This window comes from Arthrobacter methylotrophus, from assembly GCF_039539965.1.
Classification (GTDB): domain Bacteria; phylum Actinomycetota; class Actinomycetes; order Actinomycetales; family Micrococcaceae; genus Arthrobacter; species Arthrobacter methylotrophus.
Window position 1 is genome coordinate 4,237,432 of sequence record NZ_BAABED010000001.1, and the last position, 20,926, is coordinate 4,258,357.

General features: G+C 63.3%; 22 protein-coding genes. 14 read left to right on the forward strand and 8 right to left on the reverse strand.

Annotation, left to right across the window (positions count from 1 at the left end; all coding sequences use genetic code 11):
• Positions 1 to 7 precede the first annotated feature (7 nt).
• The 4 genes from ABD884_RS21840 to ABD884_RS21855 form a co-directional block, all read right to left on the reverse strand.
• Entirely contained in the window at positions 8 to 2,419 is a 2,412-nt protein-coding gene (locus ABD884_RS21840) for a glycoside hydrolase family 65 protein (protein ID WP_345051802.1), read from the reverse strand.
• A gap of 40 nt (positions 2,420 to 2,459) precedes the next feature.
• A complete protein-coding gene (locus ABD884_RS21845; RefSeq protein WP_345051806.1) occupies positions 2,460 to 3,197 on the reverse strand; it encodes an HAD family hydrolase in 738 nt (245 codons plus the stop codon).
• Between the two features lie 17 nt (positions 3,198 to 3,214).
• Positions 3,215 to 4,243, reverse strand: a complete 1,029-nt coding sequence (locus ABD884_RS21850) for a LacI family DNA-binding transcriptional regulator (protein ID WP_345051810.1) — start codon at positions 4,241 to 4,243, stop codon at positions 3,215 to 3,217.
• Between the two features lie 136 nt (positions 4,244 to 4,379).
• A complete protein-coding gene (locus ABD884_RS21855; RefSeq protein ID WP_345051813.1) occupies positions 4,380 to 4,997 on the reverse strand; it encodes an alpha/beta hydrolase in 618 nt (205 codons plus the stop codon).
• A gap of 11 nt (positions 4,998 to 5,008) precedes the next feature.
• Here ABD884_RS21855 and ABD884_RS21860 point away from each other — a divergent pair, with 11 nt between their 5' ends.
• From ABD884_RS21860 to ABD884_RS21870, 3 genes are all read left to right on the forward strand, one after another.
• Positions 5,009 to 5,518 (forward strand): MarR family winged helix-turn-helix transcriptional regulator, encoded by a 510-nt coding sequence (locus ABD884_RS21860; RefSeq protein ID WP_345051816.1) that lies wholly within the window; start codon positions 5,009 to 5,011, stop codon positions 5,516 to 5,518.
• A gap of 89 nt (positions 5,519 to 5,607) precedes the next feature.
• Positions 5,608 to 7,059, forward strand: coding sequence for an MFS transporter (locus tag ABD884_RS21865; RefSeq protein ID WP_345051820.1), 1,452 nt, complete (start codon positions 5,608 to 5,610; stop codon positions 7,057 to 7,059).
• A 108-nt stretch (positions 7,060 to 7,167) separates the two neighbouring features.
• Positions 7,168 to 7,599, forward strand: coding sequence for an SRPBCC domain-containing protein (locus tag ABD884_RS21870; protein ID WP_345051824.1), 432 nt, complete (start codon positions 7,168 to 7,170; stop codon positions 7,597 to 7,599).
• A 9-nt stretch (positions 7,600 to 7,608) separates the two neighbouring features.
• Here ABD884_RS21870 and ABD884_RS21875 read toward each other — a convergent pair whose 3' ends face one another.
• Positions 7,609 to 8,346, reverse strand: coding sequence for a GAF and ANTAR domain-containing protein (locus tag ABD884_RS21875; protein ID WP_345051827.1), 738 nt, complete (start codon positions 8,344 to 8,346; stop codon positions 7,609 to 7,611).
• A gap of 248 nt (positions 8,347 to 8,594) precedes the next feature.
• On the opposite strand from ABD884_RS21875, the gene ABD884_RS21880 reads away from it, so the two are divergent.
• The 6 genes from ABD884_RS21880 (at position 8,595) to ABD884_RS21905 (ending at position 13,861) form a co-directional block, all read left to right on the forward strand.
• A complete protein-coding gene (locus ABD884_RS21880) occupies positions 8,595 to 9,026 on the forward strand; it encodes a hypothetical protein (protein WP_345051830.1) in 432 nt (143 codons plus the stop codon).
• Between the two features lie 33 nt (positions 9,027 to 9,059).
• Entirely contained in the window at positions 9,060 to 9,251 is a 192-nt protein-coding gene (locus ABD884_RS21885; RefSeq protein ID WP_345051833.1) for a hypothetical protein, read from the forward strand.
• A gap of 414 nt (positions 9,252 to 9,665) precedes the next feature.
• Positions 9,666 to 10,478: a DeoR/GlpR family DNA-binding transcription regulator gene (locus ABD884_RS21890; RefSeq protein WP_345051836.1), complete on the forward strand. Its 813-nt coding sequence runs from the start codon at positions 9,666 to 9,668 to the stop codon at positions 10,476 to 10,478.
• The gene (locus ABD884_RS21895) at positions 10,475 to 11,479 is read left to right on the forward strand and encodes a 1-phosphofructokinase family hexose kinase (protein ID WP_345051840.1); all 1,005 of its coding nucleotides are present in this window, start codon (positions 10,475 to 10,477) and stop codon (positions 11,477 to 11,479) included. The genes ABD884_RS21890 and ABD884_RS21895 overlap by 4 nt, the downstream gene beginning before the upstream one ends.
• A 2-nt stretch (positions 11,480 to 11,481) precedes the next feature.
• Positions 11,482 to 13,518: a PTS fructose transporter subunit IIABC gene (locus ABD884_RS21900; RefSeq protein ID WP_345051846.1), complete on the forward strand. Its 2,037-nt coding sequence runs from the start codon at positions 11,482 to 11,484 to the stop codon at positions 13,516 to 13,518.
• Positions 13,519 to 13,582: 64 nt separating this feature from the next.
• Entirely contained in the window at positions 13,583 to 13,861 is a 279-nt protein-coding gene (locus ABD884_RS21905; protein ID WP_028265598.1) for an HPr family phosphocarrier protein, read from the forward strand.
• Positions 13,862 to 13,980: 119 nt separating this feature from the next.
• Here ABD884_RS21905 and ABD884_RS21910 read toward each other — a convergent pair whose 3' ends face one another.
• Complete coding sequence (locus tag ABD884_RS21910) at positions 13,981 to 14,931, reverse strand: DNA topoisomerase IB (RefSeq protein ID WP_345051853.1); 951 nt, start codon at positions 14,929 to 14,931, stop codon at positions 13,981 to 13,983.
• Positions 14,932 to 14,977: 46 nt separating this feature from the next.
• Positions 14,978 to 15,457: a Dps family protein gene (locus ABD884_RS21915; protein ID WP_345051857.1), complete on the reverse strand. Its 480-nt coding sequence runs from the start codon at positions 15,455 to 15,457 to the stop codon at positions 14,978 to 14,980.
• 340 nt (positions 15,458 to 15,797) lie between these two features.
• Between ABD884_RS21915 and ABD884_RS21920 the strand changes: the two genes are divergently transcribed.
• The 4 genes from ABD884_RS21920 to ABD884_RS21935 all read left to right on the forward strand — a co-directional run bounded on the left by ABD884_RS21920 (position 15,798) and on the right by ABD884_RS21935 (position 17,036).
• Positions 15,798 to 15,968 carry a DUF2207 domain-containing protein gene (locus ABD884_RS21920; protein WP_139359614.1) on the forward strand — a complete coding sequence of 57 codons (171 nt, stop codon included), beginning with the start codon at positions 15,798 to 15,800 and terminating at the stop codon, positions 15,966 to 15,968.
• 103 nt (positions 15,969 to 16,071) lie between these two features.
• On the forward strand, positions 16,072 to 16,248 hold the full coding sequence (locus ABD884_RS21925) for a CsbD family protein (RefSeq protein ID WP_035741405.1): 177 nt from the start codon (positions 16,072 to 16,074) through the stop codon (positions 16,246 to 16,248).
• A 66-nt stretch (positions 16,249 to 16,314) separates the two neighbouring features.
• Positions 16,315 to 16,743: a hypothetical protein gene (locus ABD884_RS21930; RefSeq protein ID WP_345051862.1), complete on the forward strand. Its 429-nt coding sequence runs from the start codon at positions 16,315 to 16,317 to the stop codon at positions 16,741 to 16,743.
• Positions 16,744 to 16,769: 26 nt separating this feature from the next.
• The gene (locus ABD884_RS21935; protein ID WP_345051866.1) at positions 16,770 to 17,036 is read left to right on the forward strand and encodes a DUF7218 family protein; all 267 of its coding nucleotides are present in this window, start codon (positions 16,770 to 16,772) and stop codon (positions 17,034 to 17,036) included.
• Between the two features lie 255 nt (positions 17,037 to 17,291).
• On the opposite strand, the gene ku is transcribed toward ABD884_RS21935, so the two are convergent.
• Positions 17,292 to 18,194 (reverse strand): non-homologous end joining protein Ku, encoded by a 903-nt coding sequence (gene ku / locus ABD884_RS21940; RefSeq protein WP_345051871.1) that lies wholly within the window; start codon positions 18,192 to 18,194, stop codon positions 17,292 to 17,294.
• A 38-nt stretch (positions 18,195 to 18,232) separates the two neighbouring features.
• Between ku and ABD884_RS21945 the strand changes: the two genes are divergently transcribed.
• On the forward strand, positions 18,233 to 20,830 hold the full coding sequence (locus ABD884_RS21945; protein WP_345051874.1) for an ATP-dependent DNA ligase: 2,598 nt from the start codon (positions 18,233 to 18,235) through the stop codon (positions 20,828 to 20,830).
• Positions 20,831 to 20,926: the final 96 nt, after the last annotated feature.

Genomic DNA, 20,926 nt, shown 5'->3' on the forward strand with positions numbered 1-20,926 from the left:
GTTGGGATCAGATGCGCACGTTGCCGATCACCGGGAGTCCCGCTGTCGGGAAGAGGCTCGGGAAGACCGACGGTTCGGGAACCGGCACTGTGTCGAGCTGCACGGTAACTGCCTCGACGCCGACGACGATCCGTTCCCCGCGCACGCTGAGCTCCAAAGGCTCCGCACCCTCCAAAGGCGCCGTGCCCTCCAAAGGCTGCGCACCGGCGTCGGGCGCTGAATCCGCAACCAGCGCAAGGCTGATGGATCCTGGCCGTAGTTCGACGGACAACAGCCGCCCGCGGATCGTGAGCCGGAACGACAAGCTGTCCCACTCTGCCGGCAGCCGCGGGTCGAAGTGGAGGACCTGGCCCTGGTCCCGCATGCCCGCGAAACCGCACACCAAGGAACTCCAGATGCCGCCCGTGGACGCGATGTGCACGCCATCAACGGTGTTGTTGTGCGTGTTGTCCAGGTCGATGAACAAGGCTTCGGTGAAGTGCTTGAGCGCGACGTCGGAGTAGCCCACCTCGGCCGCCATGATGCCCTGCACGCATGCGGACAAGGTGGAATCGCCAGTGGTGATGGGATCGTAGAAGTCGAAGGCGCGCTGCTTTTCCTCGGCCGTGAAGTCCTGCCACTGGAGGAACATCGCCAGCACCGTGTCCGCCTGCTTGAGGACTTGGTGCCGGTAGATCACCAGCGGGTGGAAATGAAGCAGGAGCGGGTACTTGGACCGCGGCGTGGACCAGTCCCACGGCTCCAGGGTCATGAAGTCGTTGTCCTGGCTGTAGATCTCCATGTCCGGATCGTAGGGAAGGGACATGCGCGCGGCGGCCTGTTGCCACACCATCCGCTCGGTTTCCGGGACGTCCGGATGTTCCAAGGCCGCGGCGGCGCGCAGATTAAAGCGCGCCATGACGTTGGTGTAGAGGTTGTCGTTGACCACGGCCGTGTATTCGTCCGGGCCGGTGACGCCGTGGATGTGGAACATCCCGTCTTTACCGAAGAAGCCCAGCGAGGCCCACATACGCGCCGTCTCGATCAGCAGATCCGCGCCCACCTCGGAACGGAAGCTGCCATCGCCACTGGCCCACTGGTAGCGGTTGGCGGCGAAGGAGATGGCGGCAGCGATGTGGAACTGCGCGGTGCCGGCGGCGTAGTACGCACTTGCCTCAAGCCCGTTGATGGTGCGCCACGGGAAAAGAGCTCCGTCCACGCTCAGCTCCTTGGCCCGGATCCGGGCATCGGGAAGCATGGCGTGGCGGGATTCCAGCACCTGGCGGGCGGCGGCCGGGTTGGTGTACGTCAGGTACGGCAGCAGGTACACCTCCTGGTCCCAGAAGTAGTGGCCCTCGTAGCCGGAGCCGCTGACCCCCTTGGCCGGGATGCCCGCGACACCGGCACGCGCGGTGGCCTGGGCTAGCTGGAACAGGCTCCAGCGCACGGCCTGTTGCTGTTCGGGCTGGCCGCCAATAGTGATGTCCGCGGATGACCAGTAGTTACGGTAATGCGCTTCACCTTCGGCGAGGATGGCACTGAACGGCACGAGCCCGAGCTCGGCGTGTGATGCCAGGATCTCGCCGGGGTCCGTTGCGCTCACGTCGGCGCTGTTGACGACGTAGCTGACGTTCTTCTCCAGGCGGAACGTCTCGCCCTCATTGACTGCCATGACGTAGCGGACCGTGGACTCGTCCTCCCCCACCACGGTTTCGAAGGGTTGGCCTTCAGCGGAAATCCAGTGGTCCACTGCCATGCCGATGCGCTGCCGGGATTCCGCGGTTTCCCAAGCCATTCGCAGGGATCCGTCGGAACCTTGGAGGTGGAGCGGGAGCAGCACCCTGCCGGCGTGGCGGCCCGAGCGGCGGGGATCGTGGGCCGAGTGGTCCTCCACAGGCTGGTCCTGCCTGTTGATCACCAGGGACGTGATGTCCACAGACACCAGCCGATCGGCTGTGAGGCTCAGTTCGATGCCAAGGGAACCCCTGGATTCGATCCCGACGGCGCGGCGCTCCACCGTCGTGACGGTGGCACCCGAGCGGCATTCCCAGGTGATCGCGCATTCGTACACGCCCGTGGCGAAGTCAATGCTGCGGCGATAGTTCTGCACCGCAGACTCGGCGAGGCTCAACTGCTCGCCGTCGATGACTACATTGAAGTTGTTGGCATCGGGGATGTAGACGATCCTCTGTCCGGTGCGTGCAAAGCCATAAGCGTTCTCGGCGTGCTTGATGTCCCACGTTTCGTGGAAACCGTTGATGAACGTACCGGGAAGTTCGGCGTCCGCCCCGGCCCAGTGGGCGCCGCGGATGCCCAAATGGCCGTTGCCAAGGCTGAAGAGAGTTTCGAGCGTACCGGCGTCACCGGGAACGTGGATGCTCTCCACGAGCTTCCACGGTTCGCACGGGAAGCGCAGCCGGTCGGAGCTGATAAGTGCCATGGAATGTTGGGTTCCTTCTGTTTCTGGTGAAACGGCGTAGTTAGAGAAGATCGTCGAGGTCGTCGACCACGAAGGTTGCCCCGGCGTCGAGCAGGGTCTGGTGGCCCGCCCCGCGGTCCACCCCGATGACCGCGCGGAAGTTCCCGGCACTGCCGGCCTGCACGCCGGACACGGCGTCCTCGACGACGACGCATCCCGCGGCGGGAACGTCGAGCAACTTGGCGGCATAGCGGAACGTGGCGGGATCCGGCTTACCGGGAAGCCCGACGGCGGCGGCCACCTGGCCATCCACTACCACCGGGAAGTAGCCATCCAGTCCGGCCGCCTTCAGGACTGCGGGTGCGTTGCGGGAAGAGGATACGACAGCGAGCTTCAGCCCCAGCTCCAAGGCGGCGTGGATGAAGCGGAGGGAACCGGCGTAGGGCTCGACGCCGCGCGAATCCACGATCTCGTTGAAGATCAGGTTCTTGCGGTTGCCCAGGCCCTGCACGCTCGCGTTGGCTGGATCGTCGTCGGTGGGTCCTTCCGGCAGCGTGATTCCACGGGAAGTGAGGAAATCCCGCACACCGTCGAAGCGCGGCTTGCCGTCGATATGGTCGAAGTAGTCGCTTTCCTGGTAGCCGTCCGGATGGCCGGATTCAGCCAGGTAGCCGTCGAACAGCTCCTGCCAGGCTCGTTCGTGCACGACGGCGGTGGGCGTCAGCACGCCGTCGAGGTCGAAAAGGAGCGCGGTAGCGCCCGTCCAGGCAGTTTTCTGGATTGTTTGGCTGTCAGTCATGGTGTGCAGCGTTCCGTTCAGCGCTGGCGGCGCGTCGTTTTGCGTTCAATGAGCTTGGTGTCGAGGAAGTGGTTGGAGGGTTCGTTGGGGGCATCAGCGTTCTGGAGCCGGTCAACCAGGAGGTTGGCGGCGAAGGCACCCTGGTCCGCCACTGGCTGTGCCACAGTGCTCAGGCCAAGGAACCAACTCATGGGGTGGTCATCGATTCCAATCACGGAGATATTTTTTGGGGCGGCCAAGCCATGCTCGCGCATGGCCATCAAGGCCCCGAAGGCCGCCTCGTCACAGTCGGCGAAGACAGCGGTCGGAAGGCTCCTGTGGGCAATGAGTTCGTTCATGGCTTTACGACCGCCGTCGATGGTGGAATCCGAGCTAATGACAAGGTCCGGATGCACGGTCAAGTGATGGTCTTTCAATGCCCGGCCGAATCCTTTGAGGCGGTCGCTGGAGGTCAGCACGGAATTCTCCTGGGTTTCGCGGCCGGAAAGCACGGCCAAATCCCAATGGCCCAGCCCCAAGAGGTGGGAGGTGGCCTGCCACGCCGCGAGTTCGTCGTCAATCCCTACGTTGTCCCACGGTACGGAAGTCATCCCCACGCTCGCAACTGCAAGACCGGACGCAGCCAGGAGGGAGACCTCGGATTCGCTCAAATCGACGTTGAGAAGCAGGACGCCATCGACGCGTTGGGACAAGCCGAGGAGGTCGCCGAAGATCTTCCGTTTGACGCTCGCCTTGCCGCGCATGCTGATCAAAACAGTGTCGAAACCGCTGTCTCCGAAGACTTCCTCGGCTGCTTCAACGGCCTGGGCAAAGAACCACGCCGTGGCGGTCGGGGCGATGATCGCGATGGAACCGGTACTTCCGCCGGCCAAGCGGGCTGCTGCGGACGATGCTTTGTAACCAAGCTTTGCGGCGGCGTCGGCCACTTTCACTTGCGCTTTCTCGGACACGTTCGGCAGGTTCCGCAGTGCGCGGGAAACTGTGCATATCGACAAGCCCGAGAGGACTGCAACGTCCTGGATTGTCGCGCGGTGAGCCCTAACCATTCAACACAGCCTCAACCCTTTCATCTTCTGGATTTGACGACACTTCCTTGCACCGCCGAAGAAGAGTGTAAGCGTTTACAATTTTGGCAATCAAGAGTTGTATTCCAGTACCGTCGAATGTGACATGCGCCTCACTTTAGCGGAGGACGTAAAACCGCAAAAAAGCGCTGACATCGGCCAGTTCCCGGGCCTCGATCCGGTGGCCCATGCCAGGATACGTTCGCGCTGTGAGGGCCGTGTTCTTGTTGAGCCATTCGCCGGTGTGATCAATGGCATCCCTGAAGATCACGGGATCGGCCTTGTCCCTGCCCCAGAAGAACGGCGGTGGCGAATCGAAGGATTCACTGAGCGTCAACAACTCGTTTTCCAGGACGAACCCGGAAAGGCCCGCGGTCGCTTTGAAGCCTTCGGGACGGAGTCGCAAGAGGGTGCTGGCCATGGCCATGCCCTGGGAGTAGCCCAGGAGGCTCACACTGCTGTGATTGCGTTTGACTGAGTCAATCCAGGCAAAGACCTTGTTGGTGGCCGTGATGACCTCCGCAAAATCGTTGGCGAGGAAGTAGTCCAGCAGGAACCAACCGTAGTGGTCACCGATCGTCATCGGCCCCCGGAGGGCGGCGCACGTGAATTCCCGTGGAAGCCGGGGAAAGAGATCCACCATTCGTTGCTCGTCCGTGCCATATCCGTGCATCATCACCAGGAGCGGCGTTCCGGCACGCTCATTTTCCGGTTTGGACCAGACCACAGTTTCCATGGGACGAGCCTATGGGACGCTTCCGGGGAGACGCCTATGCTTATGAAATGCAAAGTGTTGGTGCGGACGAAGGGGCGGCCAAGACGGTGGACCACCGGGCCTTGGCAGTCTCGATGATCGACATTTCCTCCGATGTCCGCCGGAAATCCCACAATGAGACAGGCGTCAGGCCGCTGTCGAACGGCGTCCTGGAAATCCTGCGGGTCATCGAAAGCCACCCGGGCATCACCGTTGCGGAAGTCGCCTCGCGCCTCGGGCGGCAGTTCAGCAACGTCAGCGTCCAGCTCCGTGAGCTCGTGGCCGCGGGCCTCGTTACCCGGGCCCGAGACGCGGCAGACAAGCGCTACGTGGCGCTCCATCCCACAGCGGAATCCCAGCGGATCAAGGCACTTCTTGAAGGTTCCTGGGCGGAGGTCCTTGCCTCGGCAAGTTCCCGGCTACTGCCCGAGGAGCGCAAGCAAATTGCCGCAAGCCTCCCAGCCCTGCAGCGCCTCGCCTCCATCCTCGCGGAGCCCGAGTAAGCAATATCACGCCCAATAACTGCCCTCGGAAGACAAGATTAATACTTATACTTTTATAAGTATTACTACTTTGAGGAGCAGGCGCGACTATGGCAGCACAGTTGGCAGTTGCAAGGACGAAACAACGAAGCAGGCACCACCGTTGGTGGGCGTTGGTGTTCCTGGCGCTCGCCCAGTTCATGGTGGTTTTGGACGGCACTATCGTGAATCTGGCACTGCCACGCCTCCAGATAGAGATGGGCATCAGTGACGCGACACGTTCCTGGGTGATCACGGCCTACGCGCTGGCCTTCGGCGCCTTCCTGCTGCTCGGCGGTCGGATCGCCGATTTCTGGGGCCGCAAGCGGACATTCAGCCTGGCCGCAGTAGGCTTTTCGCTCGCATCCCTGCTCGGCGGTATCGCCCAGCAACCGTGGGAGCTGATCGGCGCCCGCGCCCTACAGGGCCTGTTCGCGGCGCTCTTGGCTCCAGCAGCACTGGCCTTGCTGACAGTGGCCTTTCCCAGTGGAAAAGACCGCGGCACCGCGTTCGCGATCTTCGGCTCCATCACCGGCGTCGGGGCCGCCGTCGGCGTTCTTCTGGGTGGCTTCCTGACGGAACACGTGACCTGGCGCTGGTGCTTCTTTGTCAACGTGCCCATCGCGATTATCGCCCTCGTCGGCGTGTGGTCCCTCGTACGGGAGAGCAAGGCCCACGGCTCCACCAAATATGACTGGCCCGGCGTCGTCCTCGCTGCCCTTGGACTCGGATCCCTTGTCTATGGATTCACCAACGCAGAGGACGGCTGGGGAGCCCCCGAGGCCTGGGGCTTCATTGCAGTGGGCGTCGCGCTGATGGTGCTCTTCGTCGTCGTCGAGCGGAAGGTCAAACATCCGCTTCTGCCGCTGCCCGTCGCCACCGAGCGGAACCGCGGAGCCGCCTTCCTGGCCTCCTTCCTGTCCGGCGCGGTACTCATCGGCGGCATCCTCTTCATCAACTTCTATATCCAGATTGTGCTTGGCTTCGCGCCCTTCCTCGCCGGCCTTGCTTCCCTGCCCATGACGGTGGTCTTGATCATCACCGCAGGGCTCGTCGCGAAGAACCTGCCGAAACTCGGCGCGAAAATCCCGACGGCGGCGGGGCCGGTCTTCATTGCGGCCGCAATGCTGTGGCTCACGCAGGTCAGCGCCGCCGGCAGCTACCTCGTCAACGTACTGCCCGCCCTGCTTCTCCTGGGTGCCGGGCTGGGTATGGTGTTCGTGCCGATGCAAAACCTCGCCCTGTTCGGTGTGAACAAGGACGATTCCGGCGTCGCGAGCGCCCTGGTCAATGCCTCGCAGCAAATCGGCGGTTCCCTCGGAATCGCCTTGTTCAGCACCATCGCCGTCGCCGCGGGCGGCGGAGGCTCGCTGGCCGCCCTCTCCACAGGCTATGCAGCCGTCTTCCTCTGGGCCGCGGGCATCGCGATCCTGATCACCCCGATCGCCCTCCTTCTCATCACCATCGACCGCAAGAAATTCACGGGGTCCGACGGCGACACGCCCATCGTTCACCTGGGATGAAGCCGCCCCAGCGCTCCTGAACCCTCGCGCCAGCCCGCGCCGTCCGTCCCGGGCGTAGACTCTGTTGCGCCGGTTCAGGGCGCAGGGCAGCAGACAAAGGGGAAGAGCATGACGGGCAACTTCGTTGCGGGTTCAACCATCACGATTCACGCAAACGCAGATCGGGTGTGGTCAGTGCTCACCGATCCCCAAGCCATCAAGGAGTTCATGTTCGGAACCGAGGTTGTCACCGACTGGACGGTTGGCGGGTCCATCGCTTGGCGCGGTACTTGGCAAGGCAAGGAGTACGAAGACAAGGGCACCATCCTGGAATTCGAGCCCGGGAAGCGGCTGGTAAACACCCATTTCAGCCCGTTATCCGGCCAGGAAGACACTCCCGGGAATTACCACACGCTGACGTGGACGCTCGAGCCTGAAGGCGGAATGACCAAACTGACGCTGACCCAGGACAACAACGCCAGCTCCGAAGAGGCGGCACATTCGAAGGGCATGTGGGACAGCCTGGTGGAAAGCGTCAAAAGAATCGCGGAGCGCGGCTAGCGCAGTCGCTTAAGCCTGGAAGTGCGAGACTGGCTCCTCGTTGGTCAAGGATCGGAGCAGGGATTCCGCGACATCCCGGAGCTTCTGGTTCCTGCCGTTGGAGGCCTTGGTCAGAATCCTGATTGCTTCTTCCTGGCTGCACCTGTTCTGGCCCATAATGACGCCGGTTGCCAGATCAATGGCCGTCCGGGAACGCATGGCCTGCTCGAGGTCTTCCGCGCGTTGTCGCGTGGCACCGATCCGAACCGCCAGCCTCAAGGCCTTTTCTGCTTGGCTCCCGAATTGCTCGCAGCTACGGATGGAGGCCTCATCGAAAGCATCCCGCTGCGGGGCGAACAGGTTGATCGCCCCGGTCGCGCCCTCCTCCAGGCGCAGGGGCACGCAGAGCACGGCCAAGTGCCCGCGTTCGGCGATAGTGGAGCAGTATTCAAGCCACCGCGAGTCCGCCGACGTGTCCGAAACCAGGACCGGCCTCCCGCTTCTCATGGCCTCCAAGCACGGTCCGTCTCCGTATGCTTGCTGCACCTCGTCGATGAGGCGGGCCTCGTGGCTGCTTCCGGCGACCGTCATTGATCTGCGGCGCCGGCTCAACGTGACCCCGCACAGGACGTCCTGGCCGCGCGAGGCTGACAGCGATGACGCCGCGAACACCGCAAGGTCTTCGAGGAAGCCACTCACATCCTCGCTGTCGATAACCAAATCCTGGAGTTGCTCCACTACGGAGGCGTTTTGGCTCATTTCGTCCATGGCTCAGTCTACGAGCAACACGGGGCCGTAATGGAGGAAAAAGGCTTCCCAATCCTGCGTCCGCCACGTGGACACACCCTCCGCCGGGGTTGCGCACGTGGAAGGTGCGTTGGACAATTCTTCTAAGTCCGCGCAGGCCGGACCACGGCCGGGTCTTCGGCCTTTTCGCTCAAGCAGCCGGGCGCCGTCACTCAAGGTGAAGGTACTGCCCCATGAGCAATTGCCCGATACCGGTTCGGATCTAGTCGATGTCGGCCCTCTCCGAATCCCCGGTACCCCACGAATCGCATGAACCCCATGCCGTTCCTCTGTGGTGTAGCGGTTGTGGCACAGACGAGCATCTGGTCATCGAATCCATCCAGGCCACGGCTCCGCGTCCTTCGCAGCAACTCGCCGTGTTCTACACATGTACCTCCTGCGGGCGTTCCTACAGCCATCCAGCTACCGTCCAGCAGGCGGGGGCCATCCTGAATCGTCGGGGGATTCAGGATGGCCTCTTGGAGTTCGGAACCCACTATTTCCACTGCAGCGAGCCCCTCAGGGAGGTGGAAACCGCACTGCGAAGCGTCGAAATACCGCCGTCCGGCCGGCCGCGATCGCGCAGCTCTCCCCAGAAAGCGTTCCTACACACCAGGACCCTGAGATGCAGTTGTGGGTTCGAGTTGGAATTACCTGCCTAGCCACGCCGTGCAGCATTACCCAAAGGAAGCAATATGAAGCTCGAAAGTGCATACAAACACCACCCCGAAGACGGCCGTCGGCAAGAGCCCGATGAGCTAAGCGAACAGAACAACAAGCATCGGAAGGAAGCGGATTCGACGCGGCAGTCCCGATTGCCCGATCCTCCCGACCCGGACAACCTCCCCATCGAGTACCCCGCTCCGCGGGAAATCGAATGGCCGTAGGGCACCTTCCGGTCCGGCGAAGGACATCCAGCCCCTTCTTCGACTACCCCCTCCGGGGCTAACCCGCCCTTCGTCGGACCGGTCCAATGTCGCCATCCCGGCCGGCGCAACGTCGCGCTGGTCATCCACGATAGATTCTGCTGGATCATTCCGGCCCCCAGGCCCGCGTGCCCCGTCATTCCGGGGCCGACGCAAAGCCACTGTCCAATGATCCAGCAGAATCGGCCGCGCCCCGACCCACCCAGCCACAAACGCGCTCTCCAAACACCCCTCAAACCCATCCCACACACCCAAATCTTTGTTTATGTTGTTTTCTGTTGACAGACCAACATGAACAAAGATAGAGTCAAGCAATTCCACATCATGTGACCACAGTCACTGATGCACCGACAGCTTGTACGCGATGGAGGGTATGTGTTTGCTGAGGAGCGCCAACAACTGATTTCCGAGCTCGTCGCCGAGCTTGGACGGGTCAATGTCACAGACCTCGCGGACCGGTTCAGCATCACCACGGAGACTGTCCGCCGTGACCTCGCCGCCCTCGAATCCGCCGGCAGCCTCCGCCGCGTGCACGGCGGGGCGGTCCCCTCGGACCGCCTCAGCACCCGCGAGGAAAGCGTGGTTGAACGTGCTGTCCAGCGCCAACCGGAAAAGCTCCGCATCGCCGAGGCAGCCCTTGCCCTCATCCCCGCGAACGCGGCCGGCAGCATCCTGATCGACGCCGGCTCCACCACCGAGGCGCTCGCCCGCCTGCTGGACCAGCGCACGGCCCAACACGCGGCGTCCTCCAACGGGAATGGCCCGCGTGAAGAACTAGTGGTCATTACCCACGCCATCCCCATCGCCGGGCGGCTCTCCGGCAACCCGAACATCGCCCTCCAGATCTTGGGCGGACGCGTCCGCGGGCTAACCCAAGCCGCCGTCGGGCAGTCCACGGTCGACGCCGCTTCCCGGCTCCGCCCGGACGTTGCCTTCGTCGGCGCCAACGGTATCCACGCCACATTCGGGCTCAGCACTCCTGACCCCGAAGAAGCCGCCGTCAAGGCCGCCTTCGTCACGTCCGCACGGCGCGTCGTCGTCCTCGTGGACTCTTCCAAGCTGGACGCGGAAACCCTCGTCCAGTTCGCTGCCCTGAAAGATGTGGACACCGTGATTACTGACCACGAACCCTCTGAGGAGCTCTCCGCCGCTTTGGCCGAGGCCGGCGTCGACGTGGTGGTCGCATGATCGTCACCCTGACCGCCAACCCGAGCCTGGACCGCACCGTGGAGCTCCCGGCCCCCTTGGCCCGCGGCGAGGTGCAACGCGCCGTCGCTGTCCACCAACACTCCGGCGGCAAGGGCGTCAATGTCTCCCGGGCACTGGTCGCCTCGGGCTTGGACACCGTCGCCGTCCTGCCGGGCGGGGATTCCGATCCCGTCCTCGCGGGACTGCTCGACGACGGCGTCCCCTACGCAGCGCTTCCCATCAGTGAGCCGTTGCGCAGCAATGTGACGCTCACCGAACCGGATGGCGTCACCACCAAGATCAACGAACCCGGCCCGGAGTTGAGCCTGGACGAGCAGGAAGCCCTGATCGGGCTGCTGCTGGACCGCTCCCGTGGCGCGAGCTGGGTGGTTCTTGCCGGTTCTCTCCCACCAGGAGTTCCAGCAGATTTCTACGCCACGATCGCCCGCCGGCTCCGTTCCAAGAACAACAATCCAGCAAACGGCAGACCGCCACTTATCGCGATCGACTCCTCCGGCGCCCCGCTTGCTGCCGCCATCCGTGGCGATTCCAACGGCATCAGCGGCAAGCCCGATCTCCTGAAGCCGAACGCGGAAGAACTTGCCGAACTGGCTGCCGCAGCCGGCTTAACAGACGTCCACACGGCTGACGAACTGGAAGCGGACCCGGTCCTTGCCGCCCAGGCAGCCGCCGCCGTCGTCGGCAGCGGTGTGGGTGCAGTACTTGCAACACTCGGTTCCAAGGGCGCCGTCCTGGTAACCGCCGACGGCGCGTGGTTCGCCACGCATCCGCCGATCCAAGCCGTCAGCACCGTTGGTGCCGGCGATTCGTCCCTTGCTGGCTATCTGCTGGCCGCCACCAACGGCGGATCCGCGCAGGACTGCCTTCGTCAGGCTGTGGCACATGGTGCCGCCGCTGCTTCGCTGCCGGGCTCCACTGTCCCGGCGGTATCCCAAACAACTCCCGACGCCGTGACCATCACGGCCCTTCAGAAGGACTAACAGTGACCCAGCTCATCACCCCCCAACTGGTCACCCTTGACCAGAACCTCGGCGATTCTCCCGCCGATGTCATCCGCTTCCTGGCAGGCAAAGTTGCCGCAGCCGGTCGCGCCTCCGAGGTTGAAGGGCTCTTCGCGGACGCCTTCGCCCGCGAGCAGAAGACTGCCACGGGCGTGCCCGGCGGGATTGCCATCCCGCACTGCCGCTCCGCTGCCGTGATCGAGCCGACCCTGGCAATGGCCCGGCTTTCGCGCAAAGTGGACTTCGGCGCCAAGGACGGTCCCGCGGACATCATCTTCTTCATTGCAGCCCCGGAAGGAGCGGACCAGGAGCACCTGAAACTGCTCTCCAAGCTGGCCCGTTCCCTCATCAAGAAGGACTTCACTGCAGGGCTGCGCGCAGCGGCCTCTGAGCAGGACATCGTTGACTTGGTTGACGGCGCGCTGGCCGACAAGCCGGCCGCGCACGCCGCAGAATCGGCAGCAGCGCCCGCCGCCGAGGCCGCGCCGGTTTCGGCCCGTGCCGCTTCTGCCAGGCCGAAGCGTATTGTCGCCGTCACGGCTTGCCCCACCGGCATTGCCCACACGTACATGGCGGCCGATTCACTCGTGGCTGCGGGCAAGGAAGCCGGGGTCGACCTGCAGGTGGAAACCCAGGGCTCGGGAGGCTTCACCGCACTGGACCCGGCAGTCATCGCGGCTGCTGATGCCGTGATCTTCGCGGTAGACGTCGACGTCCGTGGCAAGGAGCGCTTCGCCGGCAAGCCCGTCATCAACGCACCCGTGAAGCGCGGCATCGACGAGCCGGCCAAGATGGTCCAGGAAGCCATCGCTGCCGCCTCCGACCCGCACGCCCACCGGGTTCCGCACTTCGGCGCCGAAGAGAGCGCCGAACAGGCGTCAGAGGCTGCCAGCGAGCACCTCGGCACGAAGGTCAAGAAGGTCCTCCTGACCGGCGTCAGCTACATGATCCCGTTCGTCGCTGGCGGCGGCCTCCTCATCGCCTTGGGCTTCCTGCTGGCCGGTTACGACATTGCTCTAGGGACAAAGGCCAATGACATCTTGGCCCACAACACGCTGCTCAACCTTCCCGACGGCAACCTCGCCCTGTACCTGGGTACCGTTGCCTTCAAGATCGGTGGCCTCTCGCTTGGCTTCCTGGTCCCTGCCCTGGCCGGATACATTGCCTTCGGCATCGCGGACCGGCCCGGCATTGCCCCCGGCTTCGTGGCCGGTGCTGTTGCCGGATTCATGGGCGCAGGCTTCCTGGGCGGCCTGGTGGGCGGTCTGCTGGCCGGTCTCACGGCACACTGGATCGGTACGTTTAGCGTTCCGCGCTGGTTGCGTGGACTCATGCCGGTGGTGATCATCCCGCTTTTGGCTTCAATCGTCGCTTCGGGCCTCATGTTCTTGGTTCTCGGCGGCCCCATCGCATGGGTGACCACCCAGCTCAACACCTGGCTCACCGGCATGACCGGCGCGTCCGCCGTCGTTCTCGGCATCATCCTGGGGCTCATGATGTGCTTCGACCTGGGCGGCCCGGTCAACAAGGTTGCGTACTCCTTCGCCGTTGCCGGCCTGGGCGCTGGCAGCTTGGCCAACCCGGCACCGCTTCAGATCATGGCTGCCGTCATGGCAGCAGGCATGGTCCCGCCGCTGGCAATGGCTCTCGCCACCACCCTGAACAAGAAGGTCTTCAGTCTGGCTGAGCGCGAAAACGGCAAGGCTGCATGGTTGCTGGGCGCCTCATTCATCTCCGAAGGTGCCATTCCGTTCGCGGCGGCCGACCCGTTCCGGGTCATCCCCGCGAGCATGGTCGGTGGTGCCGTGACCGGCGCACTGTGCATGGCTGCAGGCGTGACCTCTCAGGCCCCGCACGGCGGCATCTTCGTCTTCTTCGCCATCGGAAACCTGGCGATGTTCATCATCTCGATCGCGGTCGGCGCCGTGATTACCGCGCTGGTCCTGCTCGCCCTCAAGCGCTGGGCAGTCCGGAAGCCCGTCGAGGCAGAACGCGTTCCGGCCGTCGTCGCGGCCTGACGCCACCGTCAACGGGACGGCGCGCCTCTAGACTTTTCCCAAGCCCACAATCGAAGGAGCAACAATGTCCGAACGTACCGCCACCATCGCCAGCCGCGTCGGCCTGCACGCCCGCCCGGCAGCCATCTTCGCCGAGGCCGCCGGCGAGCTTGACCTCGAGGTCACCATCGCCCGCGAAGGCGAGCCCATCGACGACGCCATGGACGCCGCCAGCATTCTCTCCCTCATGAGCCTGGGAGCTTCATTCGGCGACGTCGTGGTGCTCCGTGCCGAGGGCGCCGGCGCCGACGAAGCACTGGACCGTCTCGTGAAGATCCTCGAGACAGACCACGACGCCGAATAACCCACCGAGCATGCCCCCTCCTGGCTGCGAGGGATGGACATATTCCTACTATGTCCATCCCTCGCAGCCTACGGGGAGCATGCTCCTTGCTTTTCAGGGCAAATGTTCAGGGCAAATGTTCAGGGCAAAGACGCCCAGTAGGCCGCGATATCCCGCTCCGTGGCCCTGAGATGAGCGAGATCGCCGGCCAGGAACCCGTCGACGAGGCGCGGATCTATGTAGGCGGCCCTCGCCACCGTTGGGGTGTTGCCAAGCAGTTCGGCAGTTTGCTTGATGGCTTCAAGGATTCGACGGCGGGCAGGCACTTCAGATTCGCCTGCCAACGCCATGCCGGCAGCCACTGTGCCTTTCCACGTCCGGAAGTCCTTGGCCGTGTAGTTGCCGCCCGTGATGTGACGAAGATATTCGTTGACCATCGTGGCGTTCAAGGAGACCCGGTTGCCACGTTCATGAAAGACCAGCAGCGGCTCCTTTGCAGCCCTGCTGGCCACGGGTTCGAGGAATCGGGCCAGCGCAGCGTCCTCGATACTTGATTCCCATGCTTGGCCGCTCTTTCCCGGGAAATCCAAGGACACCACGTCTCCGGTGACCTGCACGTGCTTGCACCTCAACGTGGTGAGGCCATACGAGCCGTTGCGGCGCGTGTAGCCATCTGATCCAACGCGCAACGCCCCGAGATCCATGAGCCGCACTGCCGCGGCCAGGGCCCTGGTCTTTTCCGAGGGTGACTCTCTCAAGTGTCGTGATGCCAAGCGGCGCGCCTTGGGCAGGACAGTGCCGAGCCGCGCAGCCCGGGTGAACTTTTCAGTGTCCTGACGGGCCCGCCACTCCGGGTGGTAGATGTATTGGCTCCGGCCGGCGTCGTCCACCCCCATTGCCTGGATATGCCCGTTCTCAAAGGGACATATCCAGACATCCGCCCACGCCGGAGGGATCGCCAGCGCATCAAGGCGCTTGCGATCCCCACCCGCGATAAGGGATCCGTCCGGGCGGTGGTAGCTAAATCCGCGGCCCGACCTTGTCCGGGAAATGCCGGGCATCCCGGGTTTGCTGCGGCGGAGCCGTGGCATGCCCTGACACTTTGTCTAGATAGCGGGCCGCTAGGTTTCTAGGCCCTTAGGCTTCCTGCGGATCGGCCACGGGTTCGCTGGCGGGCATGATCTCGGCACTGATCATCCAGGCGAGTTGTTCCAAACGGGCGATGAACGCATGCAGCAGATCCGCCGTCGTGGGATCTTCCTCATCCACCTCATCGTGGACATCGCGCATAGTCTTGACCGTCCGCTCCAGTCGGTCGGTGATCAGCTTCACGGCGTCCTTGGTCTTGGTTAGTCCCGCCGGGAACTGTTCCAGCCTGGTGGAGCCAGCGATCGTGCTGCTCCGGCCATCGGGCAGGGCATGAAGCGCCCGCATCCTTTCGGCTGTTTCGTCGGCGAACTCCCGAGCTGCTGCCACGAGTTCGTCGAGTTGGAGGTGCAGGTCCCGGAAATTGGCGCCCACGATGTTCCAGTGGGCCTGTTTTCCTTGGAGCTGGAGTTCTATTAGATCCGTCAGGACAAGCTGAAGATTATCTGCAAGAGTTTGCGATGCTTTCACGGTTTCCCCTCCAAGACGACTGCTGACAATAGGGTCTGATGCATTTCAGGAACGAGCACAAGACCTTCCATCTACCCTACGACGATACCCAAAAAATTTGCTAAGTGTGCTTAGCACTTGATTTGATAAGCGACCTTAGTAGTACCATGGAGGAAGTCGGAGGCAGCCCGTACCGGATGAAAATTCCGGAAAACGAGGCGGCATCCGCTCCAGCAGGACCTCGCATGCGGTCCGGGGGCCTGGTGAGGAACAACGGTTCGCAAGCGAACCGACAACCGAATACATCGCATGGGATCCGGGCGCTTGCCAGCGGTCCCACTCAAGTAAGGAATGTGTGACTGTGAACACTCTTCTGATCATTGCAGGCGTTGTGGCAATCGTCCTTCTGCTCGTTGGCGGCTTCTCGCAAGCCGTGAGCTGGCTCCTCTGGGTCGGCGTGGTCCTCCTCATCGTCGCGGCCATCGGCTGGCTTCTCAGCTTTATGTCCGGCCGGAGGTCGCACGGCGTCTAAGCAACGGCACTTAGCCGACGAGGACGGCTGGCCCCTCATCGGCCAGTCCCCACGCCGCTTGGCGTAATGAAGCAATCCATTACCAGCAAAAAGGAGTACGTCCATGGGTGCAGATGACAAGATCCAGAACGCCGGAGAAAAGCTTGCGGGCAAATCCAAGGAAACGGCTGGAAAGCTGACGGATGACCGGAAGCTGGAAGCCGAAGGCAAGATGGATCAGACCAAGGCCGACCTGAAAGCGGCCGGGGAAAAAGTAAAGGACGCCTTCAAGAAGGACTAAATCCGCTCGAAGTGCGGCTCCCGCCCTGCGCGGGGGCCGCACTTCTCGGTTCAAGGAGTGATGTCAATGCCGACTATCTCTGACCCGGTTGTTCCCAGCGGCGCACCGCGCCCAGGAGCGGAACGAATCTGGTGCGGCAAATGCGGTACCAACGAGCACGTGATTCTAGATTCAATTGAGCCCCTGGAACCGCCGTCCGCAGAGCTCGTGGATATCGCTTACACGTGCGTTGAATGCGATACGTTTTATGCCCATGCCTCGACTTTCAGGGACGTGGCGGAGATCCTGAACCAACGCGGCACGGTATCAGGGGTGCTTCAATTCGGCGGTGAATACATCCATTGCGGGGAACCCATGAAGATCGCGGGAACCGGATTCCACAGCGTGTATGCACCAATGTCCACCGAAGACCCCGCGGTGGATCTTCTCGACGTGTACCTGGCGACGAAGGTGTTGCGGTGCCGCTGCGGGTTCCGGATGGAACTTCCGTCATAGCCGGGACTGGACCGCAGGAGGAACTCATGCCAAACAAGAAGAACCCCAGCCTCAAAGATCCGGAACTTTACGAAACTCTCCGGGAGGACGGCGCCTCGAAGGAAAAGGCCGCCAGGATCTCCAATGCGGCTGCGAAAGAGGGCCGCAAGGAAATCGGCCGCCGCGGGGGCACCTCGGGAGACTACGAGGACTGGACCGTGGCCCAACTGAAGTCCCGCGCCAAGGAGCTGGGCCTCACAGGCTACTCAAGCAAGAAGAAGGCCGAGCTGATCTCGGCGTTGAGGAACCACTGAACCACCACTGGACATGCCCTCCGCTCAGGCCAAGGAACGGACATATTCCCTTCATGTCCACTCCTGCCTTCGCACGAGGGACATGTCCAGTCTTCGCGCGGGGACAACGAGGGACATGTCCAGTGGTGTCGCGCAGGGGGACCGGGGGACATGTCCAGTGTTCGTGCCAAGGAACGGACATATTCCCATCATGTCCACTCCTGCCTCCTCACGCGGGGCATGTCCAGTCTTCGCGGGGCGCACGACGGCGGCGCGTCAGGCTTTCTTGACCCTCGCCCTGGGCTTGCTGGCCGCCTTGGCGCTAGCGGCGTCGTCGGACTCCTCAGCGGCCGAACCAGCGGCCGAACCAACGGACGAACCAGTAGACGCCTTGCCGCGCTTCTTGTCGAGGCTGCGTTTGAGCGCTTCCATGAGGTCGATGACTTCTCCACCTTCGCCTTCGCTCGCAGAAACGCCGAACGTCTCCTCGGTGTCGATGGAGTCGCCCTTTTCGAGTTTGGCGGCGATGAGTTGGCGCAATTGAACCTGGTAGTTGTCGGTGTATTGCTCGGGCTCGAAGTCACGCGCCATGGAGTCCACGAGGGCCGAGGACATCTCCAGCTCCTTGTCCGAGATTTTGACGTCGGTGTCCAGCGAGGGGAAGTTGGCCTCGCGGACCTCGTCGTCCCAGAGCAGGGATTGCAGCATCAGCACGTCACCACGTACCCGCAGCGCGCCCAACCTGGTCTTCTGCCGGAGGGCGTACTGCACAATGGCGACGCGCTCGGTGTCCTGCAGGGTGCGCAGAAGCAGCATGTAGGCCTTGGGAGACTTGGAGTCCGGTTCGAGGTAGTAGGGACGCTCGTACATGATGGGGTCCAACTGCTCCGCAGGGACGAACTCCACCACTTCGATCTCGCGGCTGTTCTCCGCGGGCAGCGACTTCAAATCGGCCGCGGACAGCACCACGGTGCGGCCTTCCTCTTCGTAGGCCTTGTCGATATCCTCATAATCCACAACAGAGGCACAGATTTCGCACTTCCGTTGGTAGCGGATGCGGCCTCCGTCCTTGTTGTGGACTTGGTGGAGACTGACGTCGTGGTCCTCGGTGGCACTGTAGAGCTTGACGGGTACGTTGACCAGCCCAAACGCGATAGAACCCTTCCATATGGCCCTCATGCACTAAGTGAACATCACAAGAAGGCGGAGGTGAAGAGGTGGCAACCAGTCAAAAGGAACGCGTCAATGTTGAAGGTCATGAACTGACGCTCACCAATCTAGGCAAAATCATGTACCCGGAGACTGGCACCACCAAGGCAGAAGTGCTCGAATACTATGCCGCGGTGGCCCCGTTCCTCATCCCCGCCGCAGCCAACCGACCGGCCACCCGCAAACGCTGGGTGCACGGGGTGGGGACCACGGAGGAGCCCGGGAAGATGTTCTTCCAAAAGAACCTGGACGACTCCACGCCGTCGTGGGTTCCCCGGGTGACCATTCAGCACAGGGACCACAGCAACGTTTACCCCCTAGTCAACAACTTGGCCACCCTGACGTGGCTAGCCCAGATCGCCGCCTTGGAAATTCACGTGCCGCAATGGCAAGTGGACGCCGACGGAACCATGCTGCCACCGGACCGCCTCGTCCTGGACCTTGATCCGGGTCCCGGAACCGGTCTTCCGGAATGCGTCGAAGTCGCCAAGCTGGCGCGCAGCATCCTGCAGGACATAGGCCTTGATCCCGTCCCTGTGACGAGCGGCAGCAAAGGGATCCATCTCTACGCGGGGCTGGATGGCACCCGCAAATGGGAGCAGGTCTCCGCGTTCGCGCACGAATTGGCACGCTCGCTCGAGGCTGACCATCCGGACCTCGTGGTCAGCGACATGAAGAAGACCCTGCGCAACGGCAAGGTCTTGGTGGACTGGAGCCAGAACAGCGGGAACAAGACCACCATCGTCCCCTATTCCCTTCGCGGACGCGCCCACCCGATGGTCGCCGCACCGAGAACCTGGCGGGAACTCGCTTCCCCCAAGCTTGAGCACCTGGACTTCACTGCCGTCATGAAGCGCGTCAAAGAGGGGAAAGACCCCTTCGCCGCAGTGACTGCCGCGCGATCGGGGCATGCGCCCGCAGGCAACGATTCCAGGCGCTCTGCCACGTCCGGAAACAAGAACGACGACGGCGACTCACCCGGCTCTGCCCGCGCCAGCACCGCCGTCGGGGGCACCGCCGTCGCGGCCACCGCCGTCGTGCGCACCGCCGTCGTGAACCCGCGGCTGGCCAGCTACGTGGACAAGCGGGACCCCCAGAAGACGCCCGAGCCGTTTCCCGCCGTCGAACACCGTGAATCGCGTCCGGTCCAGGCTGACGCAGAGCCCCACCCTCCGGGCGGGATCTTCGTGATCCAGGAGCATCACGCCCGCCGTTTCCACCTGGATTTCCGCTTGGAGCACAATGGCGTCCTGGCGTCCTGGGCCTTGCCGCGGGGCGTTCCGGACACTCCGGCCAAAAACCACCTGGCCGTACGGACCGAAGACCACCCGATGGAGTATGCGCAGTTCGCGGGCATCATTCCCAAGGGCGAATACGGCGCCGGAACGGTCAGCATTTGGGACAGCGGCGAGTTTGAGTGCGAAAAATGGCGCGACGGCAAGGAAGTCATCGCCACCCTCACCGGCAAGCCCGGCGGCGGATTGCACGGCACCCGTCGATTCGCACTCATCCACACGGGAGAGTCGCCATCGCAGTGGCTGATCCATCTGATGAAGGACAATCCGGGCCATCGAACGGTCCTGTTGCCTGAGAGCGCGCCACAGTCGAACGGGACCCCCAGCTACGCGCCCATTCTCGCGACGTCCGGGACCGCAGCCGACGTCTCCGAAGGCGATTGGCTGTTTGAGCTCAAGTGGGACGGATTCCGGACCATCGTTTCAGGTTCGGGCGGCAAAATCAGGCTAACGAGCCGCTCCGGAATCGACATGACACCCACGTATCCCGAACTGTCGGATCCGCGTTTCTGGCCGGACCACGACTTCGTGGCAGACGGTGAAATCGTGGCACTTGGCAAGAACGGCCGGCCCAGCTTCGAGTTGCTCCAGAAGCGGATGAACCTCTTCAAGCCGGGTGACGTCGAGCGCGCCCGGGCCGGGGTCCCCGTGCAGTTGATGCTTTTCGATCTCCTGTACGACGCCGGATCTCGCGGCAGTGCCGCAAAAGGGGACAGTGCCGACCTCACCTCCCTGCCGCTCGGCGAGCGCCGTGACAGGCTGGCGGCGTTCCAAGCCAGGCTGCCTGCTGAGGGTTCCCCCATCCATATATCCGAGGTCCTGAAGCATGACCTCGACGACATCCTGGCCAGCGCCGCCGAGCTTGGCTTGGAGGGGGTCATGGCCAAGCGTGCGGATAGCCGGTACCAGCCGGGGCGGCGTAGCAGGTCCTGGATCAAGCTGAAGCTGGAGCGCATGCAGGAAGTGGTGGTGGGTGGCTGGCGCCCGGGCGCCGGGGCAAGGCTCGGTACCATCGGGGCGCTGCTTGTGGGGATTCCCGACGGCGACAAGTTGCGCTATGCGGGGCGGGTAGGCACCGGGTTCAAGGACTGGCAGTTGCGCGAGATCCTGGAGCGCCTGCAGGGGCTCGATCGCCCGGAGTCCCCCTTCCACGACATCCCGGCCGAAGACGCGGCCACCGCACATTGGGTTTCGCCGGAGCTCGTGGGAGAAGTGACCTTCGGCGACTGGACAGGCAGCGAGAGAATGCGCCATCCGGTCTGGCGCGGGTGGCGTCCGGACAAGTCCCCCGACGACGTCGAGCGCGGCTAGCCCAGCGCGCGCAACCCGTCCCAACTGACTCGCACTTAACGTCGTTTAGAGGGCTCATAACGACGTTAAGTGCGAGTCAGTTGGGCTGGCGCGGGG

Bases quoted from the DNA above. Each gene is read 5' to 3' on its own strand.
- ABD884_RS21860 (WP_345051816.1), top strand. From the start codon at position 5,009: ATGGGACGCTTCCGGGGAGACGCCTATGCTTATGAAATGCAAAGTGTT.
- ABD884_RS21925 (WP_035741405.1), top strand. From the start codon at position 16,072: ATGGGTGCAGATGACAAGATCCAGAACGCCGGAGAAAAGCTTGCGGGC.
- ABD884_RS21880 (WP_345051830.1), top strand. From the start codon at position 8,595: ATGTCGGCCCTCTCCGAATCCCCGGTACCCCACGAATCGCATGAACCC.
- ABD884_RS21910 (WP_345051853.1), bottom strand. From the start codon at position 14,931: ATGCCACGGCTCCGCCGCAGCAAACCCGGGATGCCCGGCATTTCCCGG.
- ABD884_RS21870 (WP_345051824.1), top strand. From the start codon at position 7,168: ATGACGGGCAACTTCGTTGCGGGTTCAACCATCACGATTCACGCAAAC.
- ABD884_RS21875 (WP_345051827.1), bottom strand. From the start codon at position 8,346: ATGGACGAAATGAGCCAAAACGCCTCCGTAGTGGAGCAACTCCAGGAT.
- ABD884_RS21895 (WP_345051840.1), top strand. From the start codon at position 10,475: ATGATCGTCACCCTGACCGCCAACCCGAGCCTGGACCGCACCGTGGAG.
- ABD884_RS21885 (WP_345051833.1), top strand. From the start codon at position 9,060: ATGAAGCTCGAAAGTGCATACAAACACCACCCCGAAGACGGCCGTCGG.
- ABD884_RS21865 (WP_345051820.1), top strand. From the start codon at position 5,608: ATGGCAGCACAGTTGGCAGTTGCAAGGACGAAACAACGAAGCAGGCAC.
- ABD884_RS21905 (WP_028265598.1), top strand. From the start codon at position 13,583: ATGTCCGAACGTACCGCCACCATCGCCAGCCGCGTCGGCCTGCACGCC.
- ABD884_RS21930 (WP_345051862.1), top strand. From the start codon at position 16,315: ATGCCGACTATCTCTGACCCGGTTGTTCCCAGCGGCGCACCGCGCCCA.
- ABD884_RS21845 (WP_345051806.1), bottom strand. From the start codon at position 3,197: ATGACTGACAGCCAAACAATCCAGAAAACTGCCTGGACGGGCGCTACC.
- ABD884_RS21850 (WP_345051810.1), bottom strand. From the start codon at position 4,243: ATGGTTAGGGCTCACCGCGCGACAATCCAGGACGTTGCAGTCCTCTCG.
- ABD884_RS21935 (WP_345051866.1), top strand. From the start codon at position 16,770: ATGCCAAACAAGAAGAACCCCAGCCTCAAAGATCCGGAACTTTACGAA.
- ku (WP_345051871.1), bottom strand. From the start codon at position 18,194: ATGAGGGCCATATGGAAGGGTTCTATCGCGTTTGGGCTGGTCAACGTA.
- ABD884_RS21855 (WP_345051813.1), bottom strand. From the start codon at position 4,997: ATGGAAACTGTGGTCTGGTCCAAACCGGAAAATGAGCGTGCCGGAACG.
- ABD884_RS21840 (WP_345051802.1), bottom strand. From the start codon at position 2,419: ATGGCACTTATCAGCTCCGACCGGCTGCGCTTCCCGTGCGAACCGTGG.